Raw genomic sequence first — 15,300 nt, 5'->3', positions numbered from 1 at the left:
CGATCCCCCAGGGGCCGCCGTTAGGGTGGTGCGCCATGAGCGAGCCCGCGTCGACCGACTCCGCGGGCTCCCGTCCCGAACCCCGACCGGCAGCGCCGTCCGGTCCGGGCGGCGCCCGCCCGTGGTTGCATGCCGCGACGGGGCGAGTCGGCGTGTGGGTGGCGTTCGTCGTCGTGCACGCGGTGCTGTTCTGGGAGGCGAGCCATCACGCCCAGGCGCTGTTCGGGGACCCGGAGCTGTACCGGCAGTGGGCGGCGGGCGGCGTGCAGGACGGCGTGTGGCCGGTCCTCGACATCTCGTGGGTGTACCCGATCGGCGCGCTCGTCCCGGTGACCCTGCCCGGGCTCGTGTCGGTCGACGCCGAGGCTTACCGGTACCTGTTCATGGTCCTGGTCGCGGTGCTCGACGGGCTCGCCCTGGGTTCGCTCCTGCACGCGGGTCGCGGCCGGACGCTCGGGGCGTGGTGGTGGCTCGTCTTCCTGCTGTTCCTCGGTCCGATCACGCTCGTGCGGCTCGACGGCATCTCCGCCGCGCTGACGGTGATCGCGCTCGCCCAGCTGATCCCGTCGGCGCGGCACCCCGAGGGGCGCCCCGGCACCGCCAGCGCGGTCGCGGCGGCGGGGGCGTGGGTCAAGATCGCGCCCGGCGCCGTGCTGATCCCGCTCGCCCTCACCGTGAGGCGCCCGTGGCGGCGCGTGGTGCTGCCCGCGGTCGCGGTGACGGCCGTCGTCGTGGGGCTCGCCGAGCTCGGCGGAGCCGGGTCGCGCGTGCTGGGCTTCTGGGGCACGCAGGACTCGCGCGGTCTCCAGGTCGAGTCCGGGGCTGCGACACCGTTCTCGCTCGCCCGGCTCTGGGACCACGCGTACCACGTGTTCTACAACCAGCCCCTCAACGTCCTCGAGATCACCGGGCCCGGGACGGCGTGGTTCGCGCAGGCGCTCGACGTGCTGCTGCTCGCGGCGGTCGCGCTCGCGACCGTGGTGACGTGGCGCGCGGCGGTGCGGTTGCGTCGCGACGTGCCGGACGCCGTCGAGCGCCGGACGCCGCAGCTCGAGCTGGTGCTGCTGTCGACCCTGGCGCTGACGTTGGTGCTGTTCGCGTTCGACAAGGTCGGGTCCCCCCAGTACGTCGCATGGTTCGCGCCGCCGCTCGCGGTGGCGCTCACGGCGCTCCCCGAGCCGGCATGGTGGCCGGGCCGCCGCGGGCCGGCCGGTCTGCACCAGGCGGGCGCACGTGCGTGGGAGACGTTCGCGGTGGCGCTGCTCGTGGTCGCGCTCCTCACGCACCGGCTCTTCCCCGACCACTACAACGACTTCCTCGGGGCCCGGCCGCTCGACACGATCCTCGAGGCGGTCCGGAACGTGCTCGTCCTGGCGCTGGCCGTGGGCTCGCTGATCCTCCTGGGACGCCACGCTCGACGCGGGATGACCCGAACGTCCGGTTCCCGAGACCCGCAGTACCGGGAGAGTTCCTCCGAGCGCTCCTGATCTGGTCCAATGGGGCCACGGTCGCGGCACGGTCGCCGCGTGCCGCGTGTGGATCGAAGGAGATGCACCATGTTCCGTAGCCCCTACCCCGACGTCGAGGTCCCGAACCTCAGCGTCTTCGACTACCTCTTCGCCCAGCTGTCGGACGACGATCTCGAGCGCACGGCACTGATCGACGGCCCGAGCGGGGCGCGCTGGAGCTACCGCGATCTGCGGGACCAGGCCGTGGCCGTCGCGGGGGCGCTCGCCGCGCGCGGCCTGAGGCCCGGGGACGTCGTCGGGCTGCTGTGCCCGAACACCCCGGCGTTCGCGGTCGTCTTCCACGGTGCGCTGCGCGCCGGGCTCACCGTCACGACGATCAACTCCCTCTACACGCCCGACGAGATCGCCGCCCAGCTCGCGGACTCGTCGGCCCGGCTCCTGATCACGGTGAGCCCCCTCGCCCAGGGCGCGTCCGCGGCGGCGGAGAAGGTCGGCCTGGAGCCGGGCGACGTCGTCGTGCTCGACGGACCGGGTGAGGCCGCGGACGGGCACCCGAGCCTGCGGGACTGGCTCACCGCCGGGCAGCCGGCCCCCGACGTCCGGTTCGACCCGGCCACGCACCTCGCCGTCCTGCCGTACTCCTCGGGCACCACGGGCCTCGCCAAGGGCGTCATGCTCACCCACCGCAACCTCGTCGCCAACGTGGCGCAGTCCGCGCCGACGCTCGAGATGGTGCACGACGACGTCGTCCTCGCCGTGCTCCCCTTCTTTCACATCTACGGCATGACGGTGCTGCTCAACCTGGCCCTGTCGCAGCGCGCGGCACTCGTCACGATGCCGCGGTTCGACCTCGAGCAGTTCCTCGCGCTCGTCGAGCAGCACCGGTGCACCTACCTGTTCATCGCCCCGCCCATCGCCGTCGCACTCGCGAAGCACCCGCTCGTCGAGGGCCACGACCTCGCGAGCGTGCACACGATCTTCTCGGGCGCGGCGCCCCTCGACGCGGCGCTCGGGCACGCCGTCGAGGCCCGCATCGGCTGCCGCATGAAGCAGGGCTACGGCATGACCGAGCTGAGCCCCGTCTCGCACGCCATCCCGCCGTCGGTCGACCTGCCGCTCGACTCCGTCGGCTACACGCTGCCGAACACGGAGTGCAAGCTCCTCGACCCCGCCACCGGCGAAGAGATCGCCGTGCCCGACGACGGCGAGTCCGCGCCCGGCGAGCTCCTCGTCCGCGGGCCGCAGGTCATGGCCGGGTACCTGAACAACCCGCTGGCGACGTCCGACACCCTCGAGCCCGACGGCTTCCTGCACACGGGCGACATCGCGACCGTGACGTCGGAGGGCGTCGTGCGGATCGTCGAGCGGCTCAAGGAGCTCATCAAGTACCACGGCTACCAGGTCGCACCGGCCGAGCTCGAGGCGCTGCTGCTCTCCAGCCCGGACGTGGCCGACGTCGCGGTGATCGGGGTGCGTGACGAGGACGGCGAGGAGGTGCCCAAGGCGTACGTCGTCGTGCAGCCCGGGCACGAGCTCGACGAGCAGGGCGTGCGCGACTACGTGGCCGCGCGCGTGGCGCCGCACAAGAAGGTGCGGAAGGTGGAGTTCGTCGAGGCGATCCCGAAGTCGTCGTCGGGGAAGATCCTGCGCAAGGACCTGCGGGCCCGCGAGGCCGGCCGCCTCTGACGCGGCGGTTCGAATCGCGCCCGTCTCTTCCCCGTGTGGGCGCACGGCTCCTCGGGTCGCTCTTGTGAGGACGACTCCCTGGTACTAGCGTCAGCCTTGCGTTCGTTAGGCGCGCTAACACATGGTCTTCGGGCCGCTGCGGCGGGACGGGGACCGACACTCGGTCTGCCGGCGACGACGGACCCGAAGGAGAAGCAATGAAGCGTTCCGTCCTTCGCACGGGAGCGAGCGCCCTGCTCGCGACCGTGCTCGTCGCCGCCCCGCTCGCGGCGTCGGCGCTGGCCTGCGGCTCGCGCGGCCACCAGGGCCCCGGGAGCCACGGCACCCCCGGCGGCCACCACGTGCCCGGTCACCCGGGCCACGGCACCGGCCCGCTCCGACCGGGCCAGTCGCTCCCGAGCCAGGTCTTCGCGCCCTACCTCGACGTCACCGCGGTCGACTCGATCGCCCAGACGTCCGAGGAGTCCGGCGCGAAGTACGTGACCCTGGCCTTCCTGCAGGCCGACAAGCCCGGCTCGTGCGACCTGTACTGGGCCGGCGACCCCGACCAGTCCGTCGCGAGCCGCGCCCTGGCCGACGAGATCGCGAAGATCCGCAAGGCCGGCGGCGACGTGATCCCGTCGTTCGGCGGCTACAACGCCACGAACGACATCGTCGACTGGGCGAACAACCCGGCGAACCTCACCGAGATCGCCGACTCCTGCAAGGACGTGAACAAGCTCGCCAAGGCCTACGAGCAGGTCGTCACGACGTACGGCGTCACCCGGCTCGACTTCGACATCGAGGGCACCTCCATCACCAACAAGGAGGGCGTCGACCGCCGCAACGAGGCCGCGGCGCTTGTCCAGAAGTGGGCCAAGAAGAACCATCGGACCGTCGAGATCAGCTACACGCTGCCGTCCTCGACCACGGGCCTCGTCCAGTCCGGTCTCGACCTCCTGAACTCGGCCGCCGCGCACGGCGTCAAGCTCGCCAGCGTCAACATCATGACCTTCGACTACTGGGACGGCGCAGTCCACGACATGGTCGCCGACGCCGAGCAGGCGGCCACCGCTCTCACAGGTCAGCTCAAGACGACGATCCTGCCGCACGCCTCGCAGTCCGAGCTGTGGCGGCACGTCGGCGTCATCCAGATGATCGGGACCGACGACTACCGCAGCCCCGAAGGCGTCGCGACGGACATCTTCACCCCGGCCCAGGCCGTGACGTTCGAGAAGTGGGCGAAGCAGCACGACCTCGCCTACCTCGGCTTCTGGGCGCTGCAGCGCGACAACGGGTCCTGCCCCGACGCGACCGTCGCGCAGAACAACTGCTCCGGCATCGAGCAGGACACCTGGGCGTTCACCAAGGCGTTCAAGCCGTTCACGTCGACGGGTTGGGCGCACCGGCACTGACCCCACACGAGATGCGCGAAGGGCCCCGACCACACGGTCGGGGCCCTTCGTCGTGGGCGGTAGCGGTGAGATTCGAACTCACGGTGGACTTTCACCCACACACGCTTTCGAGGCGTGCTCCTTAGGCCGCTCGGACACGCTACCTCGCCGGTTGTACCCGGCCGAAGAAGGATACCTGCTCCCCCCGCCGGATTCCGAATCCACCCGTAGGCTCGTCCTCGTGGAGACCCTCGCCGCAGCTCGCGCGGCCGTCCAGGACGTCGTGCCGCTGCTGCGCGGTCGCCGGGTCGCCGTCCTGACGGGCGCGGGGATCTCGACGGACTCGGGCATCCCGGACTACCGCGGCCCCGACTCCCCGCCCCGTAACCCGATGACCTACCAGCAGTTCGTGGGCGACGAGGCCTTCCGCCGTCACTACTGGGCGCGCAACCACGTGGGCTGGCAGCACGTGCACCGCACGACGCCGAACGCGGGCCACCGTGCGCTCGTCCGGCTCGAGGACGCGGGCGTGGTGACGGGGATCATCACGCAGAACGTCGACCTCCTGCACGAGGACGCGGGTTCCCGGAACGTGATCGACCTGCACGGCCGCTACGACCGGGTGATCTGTCTGCAGTGCGGGCGTGTGATCTCGCGCGAACACCTGGCCGAACGGCTCGACGCCTTGAACCCGGGCTTCGTGGAGTCGGTTGCGGGCGACGTCGCGGACGTCGAGATCGCCCCGGACGCGGACGCGGTGATCGAGCAGACCTCGCACTTCCGCCCGGCGCCGTGCGAGTTCTGCGGCGGGGTCCTCAAGCCGGAGATCGTCTACTTCGGCGAGAACGTCCCGCGCGAGCGGGTGGACCGGGCGTTCGCGCTCGTCGCCGACGCGGACGTGCTGCTGGTGGCCGGGTCCTCGCTCACGGTGATGAGCGGGCTGCGGTTCGTGCGCCGCGCCTCGAAGGACGGCCGACCTGTGGTCATCATCAACCGCGGCCCGACGCGCGGGGACGACCTCGCGACGGTCAAGCTCGACGCCGGTACCAGCGAGACGTTGACCGCCCTCGCCGAGGCGTTGACGTGAGCACCGAGGTCCGGACGCTCGACGGCCGGGTGCTGATCGTGCACGACACGGGCGTCGTGGGACGCGACGACGACCCGGTGCTGCTCTGGCACCACGGCTCGCCGGCGACTGGTGCGCTCCTGCCGCCCGTGGTCGCGGCCGCCAGGGTGTGGGGCGCCCGTGTGATCTCCTACGCCCGGCCGGGCTACGGCGGGTCGACGTCGTCCCCGGGCCGGGACGTCGCGTCGGCCGCCACGGACGTCGTCCAGATCCTCGACGCCCTGGGCGTCGACCGCGCGTTCGCGCTCGGCTACTCGGGCGGCGGGCCGCACGCGCTCGCATGCGCGGCGCTGCTGGCGCACCGGGTGCCCGCGGTCGCCGTCCTCGCGGGTGTCGCACCGTTCACGGACGACGCCCCGTGGTGGGAGGGCATGGCCGCTCCCGGCGGCCTGCGCGCGGCGACGCACGGCCGCGAGGCGCGAGCCGTGTACGCGCTGTCGGAGACGTTCGACACGAGCGTCTTCGTCGACGACGACTGGGCCGCCCTCGAGGGGCCGTGGGCCGTGCTGGGGGGCGACGCGGCGCAGGCCGAGTCGGCGGGGCCGGACGGCCTGGTCGACGACGACGTCGCCTACGTCTCGCCGTGGGGCGCGGACCTGGGAGCGGTCGCCCAGCCGGCGCTCGTCGTGCAGGGTGGCCGCGACCGCGTGGTCCCGCCGACGCACGGGACGGCCCTCATCCAGCACCTCGCGCGGGGCGAGCTGTGGCACCGTCCGCGCGACGGTCACGTCTCGGTCCTCGCGGCCGTGCCGCTGGCCATCGACTGGCTGCTCCAGCAGCGCTGACGGGGGCGGGCGTCGGTTCCCGCGACCGTCCGGCGGCGGCCCTCCGTGCGCCCGCGAGCGGGCGACCCTCCGTCGGGAGGGCCACCCGCCCCCTCTCAGAGGGATCCCGCCCGCAGGTGCCGGACGAAGAACCGCACTGCGCTGTCGGCCTCGAACCGTGGCAGCTCCTTGTGCCGCCCAGCGTTGGCGTGGAGCGTCTTCTCGGTCGACGCGAACGCGTCGAACAGCTCGAGACCGGCGTTCCGGTCGATGTGCTGGTCGTCCCACTGGAGGTCGAACTCGATCGGCACCGTGATCCGCCGGGCCAGCGGCACGAGCGTGTCAGGCCAGAACTGGCCGAGGACAGCGGCGCGGATCCGCGGCTCGGCGACGATCAGGGGCACGCCGACGGCCGTCCCCATATTGATGCCGTAGTAGCCGACCGGCCCGTCCACGTCGGGAAGCTGCAGGAGTGCGTCGAGGACGGTCCGCCACTCGGGCACGGCCTGCTCGGAGATCACCCCGTTGTAGCGGACGACGATCGGCCCGACAGGCTCGCCGGCCTCCATCGCCTCCTGCATCGCGTCGGTCTCGCGCTCGTCGTACGCAGTGCGCGGACGTCCGCCGTGCCCGGGTGCGTCGAGGGACGCTGCCACGAGGCCGCCGTCGACGACGAGCCGCCTGGCCCGGCCGACCATGGCGGGCGCGGTGCGGTGCGTCCCACCGCCGTGGCCGAGCAGGACGAGGGGCGCGGGACCGGCGACGTCGGCCGCCGACCAGAGCGCCCCGGTGAGGTCACCGACGGTGAACTCGCGCTGCACGACGCCGTCGACGGTCGTCGTGCTGGTGATGTGAAGGGTGTGCATGGGCCTGTTCCTCTCGGGAGCGTCGGTGCTCCCGGGGATCCCTATGCCACCCGGTCCGCCGCGACCGCGAGCGGAGCACCTGTCGTTGCTGCAGACATCGGGCACCACCTCCTCGGTCGGGTCACGGCGCGCGTCACGCTACTCCCCCGCCCGACGGCGGCCCACACCTTTTCCGCCCGGGCGAACGTCAGCCCTGTGCCGCCTTGATCGCCGCCTCGCACGCGGCCTTGGTGCTCGGGATCTCGGAGGCGTCGATACCGTCCGTGGCGCGGTTCTTCGGGGTGGTCGGGGCGGTCGGCTTCTTCGTGGTCGGAGCCTTGCTCGGTGCCGTGGTGCTCGACGCCTTCGTACCACCGCTCGTCGACGTGCCCGAGTGCGTGCTGCCCGTGCTCTTCGTCTCGGACGCCACGAGCGGCTTGTCCTCCTTGAGCTTCTTCCACACGGCGTCGGCCGACGGCGCCCACTGCACCTTGTTGTGGTTGGGCGGGTAGGCCTCGTACGGGATGGTGAGGAAGACGACGTCGTCGAGCGACACGTGCCGCAGGCTCCACCCGAGCCCGACGAGGCGCTTGATGCTCGACAGGTTGCTGCTCGTGGTGAGCGACTTGGTCGCAGCGTCGAGGAAGGTCAGCAGCTTGGGTGCCGACGTGAGGACGTTCTGGTCCACGAGCTTGGTGAACATCGCGCCGACCATCTCCTGCTGGCGCAGGATGCGGCTGGTGTCGCTGCCGTCGAGCCCGACACCCTTGCGGGCCCGCGCGTAGCCGAGCGCCTTCTTGCCCTTGAGCGTCTGCCAGCCCGGGTCGAGGACGAGGTGGTTCGCCTCGGGCGAGTCGATGTGCCGGGTGACGCACATGGGCACGCCGTCGAGGGCGTCGATCATGCCGGCGAACCCGGCGAAGTCCACGACGACGAACCCGTCGAGGCTCAGGCCCGTGTCCGCCTCGACGGTCTGCCAGGTGCACAGCGCGCCACCCGCGATGGATCCGGTCGCGTCCGCCCCGTAGGCGAACGCCGCGTTGAACATCCCGACCGCGTACTCCTGGGTCGTCGTGCCCTTCTCGTCGACCTTGCACGCGGGGATGTGGACCATCGAGTCGCGCGGGATCGAGACGACCTCGACCCGCTTCCGGTCCGCCGAGATGTGCAGGACCATCGCCGTGTCCGAGCGTTGGCCGACCTCCCCGTCGCCGACCTCCTTCGCGTTGGCGCCCCCGCGCGAGTCGGAGCCGAGCACGAGGATGTTCAGGTCGTCGCCGGCGTCGGGGTCGCTCGGGTCGTCGGGCGTGTGCGTCGGCTTGCCCAGCACGGCCTCGACGTTCACGCCTGTCACGTTGCCCTGGTAGTGGCGGGCGAGTGCCCACGCGCCGGATCCGACGGCGGCCACAGCCCCGACCGCGACGAGTGCCACGACCCTGACCAGCCGGTGCGTACGCGCCGCGCGCGCGTGCGCGGGCGGGCGGGCTCGGCCGTCGTCGGGCGCAGGGGATGTGGCGGTCGTCACGTTCGCAGCCTAGGCCCGGTTCGCGAGGTTCTCCCATCCAGCGCGTGCTGGAACTGTGAGGACCCTGGGGAAGCGAGCGCGCAGGTCAGCGCTGGTTCTCGAAGAAGTCCCGCAGGAGGTCACCGCACTCGTCCTCCCGCACCCCGCCGACCACCTCGACGCGGTGCACGCTGCGCGGGTCGCGCACGACGTCCCACACCGACCCGGTCGCGCCCGCCTTCGGGTCCCACGCCCCGAGCACGACGCGCGGCACCCGGGCGAGCACGATCGCGCCCGCACACATCGCGCACGGCTCCAGCGTGACGACGAGGGTGCAGCCGTCGAGCCGCCAGCGACCCAGCGTCTCCGCTGCGGCGCGCAACGCGAGGACCTCCGCGTGCGCGGTCGGGTCACCGGTCGCCTCGCGCGCGTTCCGGCCCGCCCCGACGACGGCGCCGTCCGCGTCCACGACGACGGCGCCCACGGGCACGTCCCCGGTCGCCGGGGCGGCAGCGGCCTCGACGAGCGCGAGGCCCATGAGGTCGTCGAAACGTCGCGGGTCGCCGTACACGGTCCCAGCCTCCCAGACGGGCGCAGCTCCGCGCCTCTCAGCCCCTGTCGCCGGTACCGTGGGGGCATGCGCACCATCGTCGCCGACCACCCGCTCGTGGCCCACAAGCTCGCCGTGCTGCGGGACGAGAGCACCCCCTCCCCCACGTTCCGGCACCTGGTCGACGAGCTCGTCACGCTGCTCGCGTACGAGGCGACCCGCGAGGTGCGGGTCGAGGCCCGCGAGATCCGGACCCCGGTCGCCGTCACCCAGGGTGTCTACATCGCCGACCCGCCGCCGCTCATCGTCCCGATCCTCCGCGCCGGGCTCGGCATGCTCGACGGGATGACCCGGATGGTCCCCAAGGCCGAGGTCGGGTTCCTCGGCATGGTGCGCAACGAGGAGACCCTCGAGGCCACGACGTACGCGAACCGCCTGCCCGACGACCTCACGGGTCGCCAGTGCTTCCTCGTCGACCCGATGCTCGCGACGGGCGGCACGCTCGTCGCCGCGATCGACTACCTGCTCGACCTCGGCGCGCGCGACGTCACGGCCGTGTGCCTGCTCGCGGCGCCGGAGGGTCTGGCCGCCGTCGAGGCCGCGGTGGGGCACCGGGCCGAGGTCACCGTCGTCGTGGCCGCCGTCGACGAGCGGCTCGACGAGCGCGGCTACATCGTGCCCGGCCTCGGCGACGCCGGGGACCGCCTGTACGGCGTCGTCTGACGGTGCCGGGCACGTCACGATGTCTCGCATCGCGAGACATCGGTGCGGACCACTTGGCCCGCACCGTGAGACGTGCGACTCTGCCACTGTGAACGAGCAGCCGACCCCCGCAGCGCCCCTGAGCGCTGCCGTCGGCATGCCTCGGTGCTACCGCGTCTGTTGTTGCGCCTGACTCTCGCCTCCGGCGACCCCGCGCACCACGCGTCCCACGACGCACCCAGACGCCCGCCCCGGGCCACCAGGCCCGGCAGCACCCCGAGGTTCAGCCATGACGCTCGTCTCCGACTCCCGTCCCACCACCCAGCGCAGCACCCGTGCGACGCCGCCCGGCTTCGTGCTGTACGTCGGTGTCGACCCCCGCGCCACCCATCGGAGCGGTGAGCTCGTCGAGCTCGCCGAGACCCTCAGCGAGTTCGCGCGTGAGTGGTTGCCCGACGCCGAGACCTACACCGCGCTGCGGCTCGCCGACGGCGGCACCCTCGCCCCCACGCGCCGGCGGCAGACCGACGTCCCGGCGAGCCCCGCCCGCAGCGAAGCTCCCGCGGCCGCGCCGGCTCGCAGCCTGCCGCGCGCCGAGCCCGCGCCCGCCCTCCGTCAGGACGACGTGTCGGCGTTCCGCGAGCGGCTCGCCCACATCCAGGCCGTGCCGCGCCTCGTCATCGACGCCCGGTCGCGGACCGTGACCGTCGACGACCGCGCCGTCCACCTCACGTACAAGGAGTTCGAGCTCCTCGTCCACCTCGCCCGGTCGGCCGAGCGCCCCGTCACCCGCGACGAGCTCCTCGACACCGTGTGGGGCCGTGACGCCGTCAGGGAGGGCACACGGACCATCGATGTCCACGTCCGTCGGGTCCGCGAGAAGCTCGACATCGGCCACGTCATCACGACCGTCCGCGGCGTCGGCTACCGGTTCGCGACGGCCGCGGAGGTCGTCCTGCACGCCTGACCCCGACGCCGGTCAGTCCTCGGCCTGCCAGGTGAAGTGGCCCACCCACGTGTGCGGGTCGGCGACGGCGAACTGGTGGCGTGTCGACACGTAGACGTCGCTGCCGTCGGTGACCCGGTCGCCGCGGTCGTACCAGCGCCACGGGTGGAACTCGGGGACGCACTGGACGCCGTCGACCGGCAGCGTGAACGTCTGCCCTGCCGCCCGCACCGTGAAGACGGCGTCCTGCTCACCCACGCTGCGCTGGACCGTGGCGGTGTCGCCGGCCTGCACGAGGACTCCGTCGCCGCCCGACACCCGGAACCAGACCGCGACGGCCGACTTGCTGTTGTCGAGGAGGATCGCGACCGGTGCCGACGACTGCTGCGTCCCCTGGTCGAAGGTGCAGTCGCCGACCGAGGCGACCGACGCCGCCGGGTGGGTGCAGTCGGGCGCGTCGTAGGCGGCGTCCCGCGTCGTCGTGAACCCGTCGTGCCGGAACGTGACGTGCACCGAACCGGCCTGGACGACGTGGTGACGACGGTCCGCGCGCACGGTCAGCTGCTGCGTCCCGTTGCCCGGCACGGTCACGGTCGTCCCGTCGACCGTGGCCGAGACGTCGCTCGCGGAACCGTTGGTCAGCGTCGCCGTGACGGTGCCGTCGCACTGCGCGGCGGCGGTCGCGTCGACCGGCCAGCGCGCCTCCGTGGCGACCTGGATCGTCGCCGGGTCGGACGGATCTGCTCGACGTGCGTCGAACGTCACGCCGACGATGTCGGTCGCACCGGCGGTTCGGTCGACGTCGACGGTGAGGTCGAGCGTCAGCGTCGCGGTGTCGCCCACCGCGAGCGACCGGTCGGCGACGATCGAGCGGCCGCGGCCATGGAAGTCGCCGCCGACGTCGTCCACCGTGTAACCGGTGGGCAGGTCGAGCGTCGCGACGACGTCACGCGCCCGGGCGGTGCCGTCGTTCGTCACCGACGCCGACACCGTCACGTGACCGGGGTTGGTCGCGCTCGCGCCCGCGCCGTCGTGAGCGTCGAGCACCGGCTTGCCGGGGCACGGCTGCTGCACGTAGCTCACCGTGCGCGTCGTCGTCCGCCCGTCGCGGGTCAGGGTCACGTCGACGGACCCCGACCGGGCGTGGTGCCACCCGTGCCGCTGGTACGTGACCGGCACGACAAGGGGCTCCGAGTCGCCCGGTCCGACGGTCACGCTGTCGGCCCCGTCCGCGCCGGCCTTGAAGGCGGCCACCGCGGACCCGTTGTGCACGTCGATGGTGATGGTCCCCTGGCCCGGCTGCTCCCAGCCCGTGCACTGCATCGCCGCATCGGCGCTCAGCGTCGTTTCGGTCCACGGGCCCTCGACGGTGAGGCCCTGCGTCCACGTCACGGTCGGGTCGGAGACGGTCGGGTCGGGGTTTGCCGGTGCGAACGTGACCGAGAGCGAGCCGGTGCCCGCCGCGGTCCCGTCGGTCGTCGTGAGCGCGACCGGAAGCGCGACGCGGCCGTTCTTCGCTGCCACGGTCCCGCTGTACGTCCACGTGCTGGCCCCGTTGGTGGTCTCGCCGACCTGGGTCCAGTCGCCACCCACCGTGTACGTCTCGCCGCCGACGACTTGTACGGTGGCGGTCAGCCCGCTGGCGGCCACGGACCCCGTGTTCGTCACAGCCGCGGTGACCGTCGTGGTGTCGGGGTTGGCCAGAGCCACGGGCGACGCCGACGGCGCGTCGGCGTCGGCGACGGCGAGGCGGGGCGCGCAGCTGTCGGCGGTGTAGCTCGTCAGCACCGTGAAGGTCCGGACCGTACCGGCGACGGTCCGCTGGAAGGTCACCGTGAGCCCGGTCGACGCCTCCGGGGCGTAGGTGACCGGGACGTCGATCGAGCCCGAGCCCGTAGCGGCCCCCGACCTTCCCGCGTCACCCTGGACGGCGTCGCGGGTCACGGTCGCCGTCGTCGCCGCCGCCGAGGTGCTCGCGACGGGGACCGTCACGGTCGCGTTCCCCACGCTGTCCGGCCCGACGCACTGCAGCGCAGGGGTCCCCGCCGCCGCGCCCTGCCACGGCTGCTCGACCGTCAGCCCTTCGGAGACGGACGGTGTGGTGTTGTCGGCGATCGCGCCCCGCACGGCCAGGGTCGCGCGGCCGGTTCCCGCCGGGGCCGTCCCGGTCGCACCTCCGGGCCCGTCGGCGACCACGTGCGCCGTGAGCGTGGTCGACCCCCCGCTCCCGAGCGTGAACCCGGCCGGGACCTGCCACACCGTGCCGCCCGTCCCGTCGACGGCGGTCCACGAACCGCCGCCGCTCAGGCTCGTGACCTCGACGCCGTCGGGCACGGCGAGTGCGACCGTCGCGCTCGACGGGACGCCCGCGTCGCCCGTGTTCTGAAGCCCGAAGGTCACGTCGCCCTCGCCCGGGTTGGCGACCGTCACGTCGGACGCCGACGACGGCACGAGGTTGGCGCTGTGGACCGTCGTGTCCTCGGGGGTCCACGTCCCCGTCCACGGTGCCGCGTAGCCCTCGGCGGAGATCGCCCACGCGAACCCGCCGAAGCTGCGCGAGCGCGGCGTCAGGGTGAGGACGACGCCGGCCTTCGCGCCGGGGTCGAGCGACGAGAGATGACACGTCACGGCCGATCCGCTCGTCGGGGACGACGGCGGGGACACGCTGCAGGTCCCTTCCGGAACGTCGAGACGGACGACGCCGCCCGCGAGCCCTCCGCCGGACCCGCCGGTCCCCGACGGTGCGAGCGACGCACCGCTCGCCTCGACCGACTGCGGGAGCTGCAGCGTCACGTCGACGTCGTGCGCCGAGGTCCCGCCGCTGTTCGAGGCGGTCAACGCGACCTGGGTCGCGGACCCCACCGTGAACGTGGGAGCACTGTCCAGACCGAGCGTGAGGTTCGCCGGGGTCGGGACCGGCGGAGGCGTCGTGGGCGTGGCCGTCGGGAGCGTCACGGGCGGTACGACCGGTGCGGTCACCTCGGTCGTGGGCACATCGGCCGGCTGGGTGGGCGCGACAGTCGTCGGCGACGTGAGGTCCGGGGTATCGGGCCCGACGACGGGAACGGTCGTCGCGGGGACCGTCGCTGACGCGAGGGGCACCTCGACGGAGGGAACCGGGGCGGCCTCCGGCGATCCGCGGTGCGAGAACGCTCCCAGCCCCGCCGCCACGCCCAGGCCGACGGCGGCGGTCAGCCCGACGGTGACGACGGTCGCGGTGATGGGCGCGGCCGCGAAGAAGGCGCCGAGGCCGGTCGCGCCGGCCGTCGCCGTGCCGCCCGCGCCGGCCGCGGCAGCGCTTCCGCTGGCGCTCGCACCCGAGGCCGCGGCGCCCACGCCCGTACCGACGCCCGAGCTCGCCGCAGCACCGCCCGAGCCCACGGCGGCCCCGCTCGCCCCGGCGCCGCCCGCGCCGGTCGTCCCGGCGCCCGCCGCGACTCCCGTCCCGGTCGCGGAGCCCGTGCCTGTGGCCGCCCCTCCCGCGACCCCGGCGCCGCCGACCGCGCCACCCAGCGGGAGCGCGTGCCCGACGAGCGCCAGCGCGCCGGTCCCGAGCACGAGGGGCGCCACAACACCACGCATGCCGTGGGCGACGTCGCCGAGCTCGAGGACGAGCGCCCGACAGTCACCGCACCCGCTGAGGTGCGTCTCCACCTGCGCGGTCTCTCGCTTCGCCAGACCGCCGCGGACGTACGAGCCCAGCAGCCCGTTGACGCCGCGGCAGCCTTCGTCCGCGGACCCGTTGAGGTGCTGCTGGAGGTACGACTGCCGCAGCCCCTCGCGCGCGCGATACGCGAGCGCCGAGACGCCGTTCGCCGTCAGACCGAGCAGGGGCGCGATCTGCGCGGGCGTGAGGCTCTCGATCTCCGTGTACCAGAGCACGGCCTGCCAGCGCTCCGGAAGCTCGCGGTAGGCGCGCGCCACGACGGACCGTTCGAAGCCCTCGAGCGCCGGCTCCTCGGTCGACGCGGCCAGCCCGAACGCCGACTCGTACATCGCCCAGTCGTCCGTAGGCCGCTGCCTCCTGCTGCCCTCCGTCAGCCCGTACGCGGTGTGCCGCACGACGGTGAACAGGTAGGCCCGGAAAGCGACGTCAGGACCGCCCCCCGACTGCAGCACCGACAGGACCTTGGCGAACGCGTCCGAGACGACGTCGTCGGCGTCCGCGGGGCGCGGCACGTACTGCCGCGCGACGGCCGCGGCGGCGGCGCTGTGACGCTCCCACAGCTCGCCGTAGGCGTGCTTGTCCCCGGCACGAACTGCCGCGATGAGCTCGGCGTCGCTCGCCGTGCCCGGAGTACCGGGGTCGAGGGCCGTCATTCGGGGTGTTGCTCC

Annotated in this window: 11 protein-coding genes and 1 tRNA gene; 7 read left to right on the top strand and 5 right to left on the bottom strand. The window is 73.2% G+C overall.

What is annotated here, in order from left to right:
• Positions 1–35: 35 nt before the first annotated feature.
• From KDY119_RS01975 to KDY119_RS01965, 3 genes are all read left to right on the top strand, one after another.
• Entirely contained in the window at positions 36–1,487 is a 1,452-nt protein-coding gene (locus KDY119_RS01975; protein WP_083891213.1) for a glycosyltransferase 87 family protein, read from the top strand.
• A 69-nt stretch (positions 1,488–1,556) separates the two neighbouring features.
• Positions 1,557–3,155 carry an AMP-binding protein gene (locus KDY119_RS01970; RefSeq protein WP_036954582.1) on the top strand — a complete coding sequence of 533 codons (1,599 nt, stop codon included), beginning with the start codon at positions 1,557–1,559 and terminating at the stop codon, positions 3,153–3,155.
• Positions 3,156–3,352: 197 nt separating this feature from the next.
• Positions 3,353–4,549 carry a chitinase gene (locus KDY119_RS01965; RefSeq protein WP_153021856.1) on the top strand — a complete coding sequence of 399 codons (1,197 nt, stop codon included), beginning with the start codon at positions 3,353–3,355 and terminating at the stop codon, positions 4,547–4,549.
• Positions 4,550–4,606: 57 nt separating this feature from the next.
• On the opposite strand, the gene KDY119_RS01960 is transcribed toward KDY119_RS01965, so the two are convergent.
• A tRNA-Ser gene (locus tag KDY119_RS01960) sits at positions 4,607–4,693 on the bottom strand.
• 76 nt (positions 4,694–4,769) lie between these two features.
• Here KDY119_RS01960 and KDY119_RS01955 point away from each other — a divergent pair.
• Both KDY119_RS01955 and KDY119_RS01950 read left to right on the top strand, forming a co-directional pair.
• Positions 4,770–5,615 carry an NAD-dependent protein deacetylase gene (locus KDY119_RS01955; RefSeq protein WP_036954580.1) on the top strand — a complete coding sequence of 282 codons (846 nt, stop codon included), beginning with the start codon at positions 4,770–4,772 and terminating at the stop codon, positions 5,613–5,615.
• The gene (locus tag KDY119_RS01950; protein ID WP_036954577.1) at positions 5,612–6,439 is read left to right on the top strand and encodes an alpha/beta fold hydrolase; all 828 of its coding nucleotides are present in this window, start codon (positions 5,612–5,614) and stop codon (positions 6,437–6,439) included. Before KDY119_RS01955 ends, KDY119_RS01950 begins: the two co-directional genes overlap by 4 nt.
• 95 nt (positions 6,440–6,534) lie before the next feature.
• Here the strand turns inward: KDY119_RS01950 and KDY119_RS01945 are convergent, their stop codons facing one another.
• From KDY119_RS01945 to KDY119_RS01935, 3 genes are all read right to left on the bottom strand, one after another.
• Positions 6,535–7,284, bottom strand: a complete 750-nt coding sequence (locus tag KDY119_RS01945; protein WP_036954575.1) for a dienelactone hydrolase family protein — start codon at positions 7,282–7,284, stop codon at positions 6,535–6,537.
• A 187-nt stretch (positions 7,285–7,471) separates the two neighbouring features.
• Positions 7,472–8,788: an LCP family protein gene (locus tag KDY119_RS01940; protein WP_148284316.1), complete on the bottom strand. Its 1,317-nt coding sequence runs from the start codon at positions 8,786–8,788 to the stop codon at positions 7,472–7,474.
• An 85-nt stretch (positions 8,789–8,873) separates the two neighbouring features.
• On the bottom strand, positions 8,874–9,305 hold the full coding sequence (locus tag KDY119_RS01935; protein ID WP_153022650.1) for a nucleoside deaminase: 432 nt from the start codon (positions 9,303–9,305) through the stop codon (positions 8,874–8,876).
• A 99-nt stretch (positions 9,306–9,404) separates the two neighbouring features.
• On the opposite strand from KDY119_RS01935, the gene upp reads away from it, so the two are divergent.
• Positions 9,405–10,040, top strand: a complete 636-nt coding sequence (gene upp / locus KDY119_RS01930; protein WP_036954572.1) for a uracil phosphoribosyltransferase — start codon at positions 9,405–9,407, stop codon at positions 10,038–10,040.
• 268 nt (positions 10,041–10,308) lie between these two features.
• Positions 10,309–10,986: a winged helix-turn-helix domain-containing protein gene (locus KDY119_RS01925; protein ID WP_153021855.1), complete on the top strand. Its 678-nt coding sequence runs from the start codon at positions 10,309–10,311 to the stop codon at positions 10,984–10,986.
• Between the two features lie 12 nt (positions 10,987–10,998).
• Here the strand turns inward: KDY119_RS01925 and KDY119_RS01920 are convergent, their stop codons facing one another.
• Positions 10,999–15,285 (bottom strand): sigma-70 family RNA polymerase sigma factor, encoded by a 4,287-nt coding sequence (locus tag KDY119_RS01920; RefSeq protein ID WP_194174309.1) that lies wholly within the window; start codon positions 15,283–15,285, stop codon positions 10,999–11,001.
• Between the last annotated feature and the right edge of the window lie 15 nt (positions 15,286–15,300).

Source organism: Luteimicrobium xylanilyticum (genome assembly GCF_009429125.1).
In the GTDB taxonomy this organism is placed as follows: Bacteria; Actinomycetota; Actinomycetes; order Actinomycetales; family Cellulomonadaceae; genus Luteimicrobium; species Luteimicrobium xylanilyticum.
This window is presented reverse-complemented; position numbering and strand designations above follow the sequence as displayed.

Excerpts from the sequence above, each read along its gene's own strand:
- KDY119_RS01975 (WP_083891213.1), top strand. The coding sequence starts at position 36 with ATGAGCGAGCCCGCGTCGACCGACTCCGCGGGCTCCCGTCCCGAACCC.
- KDY119_RS01970 (WP_036954582.1), top strand. The coding sequence starts at position 1,557 with ATGTTCCGTAGCCCCTACCCCGACGTCGAGGTCCCGAACCTCAGCGTC.
- KDY119_RS01965 (WP_153021856.1), top strand. The coding sequence starts at position 3,353 with ATGAAGCGTTCCGTCCTTCGCACGGGAGCGAGCGCCCTGCTCGCGACC.
- KDY119_RS01945 (WP_036954575.1), bottom strand. The coding sequence starts at position 7,284 with ATGCACACCCTTCACATCACCAGCACGACGACCGTCGACGGCGTCGTG.
- KDY119_RS01935 (WP_153022650.1), bottom strand. The coding sequence starts at position 9,305 with ATGGGCCTCGCGCTCGTCGAGGCCGCTGCCGCCCCGGCGACCGGGGAC.
- upp (WP_036954572.1), top strand. The coding sequence starts at position 9,405 with ATGCGCACCATCGTCGCCGACCACCCGCTCGTGGCCCACAAGCTCGCC.
- KDY119_RS01925 (WP_153021855.1), top strand. The coding sequence starts at position 10,309 with ATGACGCTCGTCTCCGACTCCCGTCCCACCACCCAGCGCAGCACCCGT.
- KDY119_RS01920 (WP_194174309.1), bottom strand. The coding sequence starts at position 15,285 with ATGACGGCCCTCGACCCCGGTACTCCGGGCACGGCGAGCGACGCCGAG.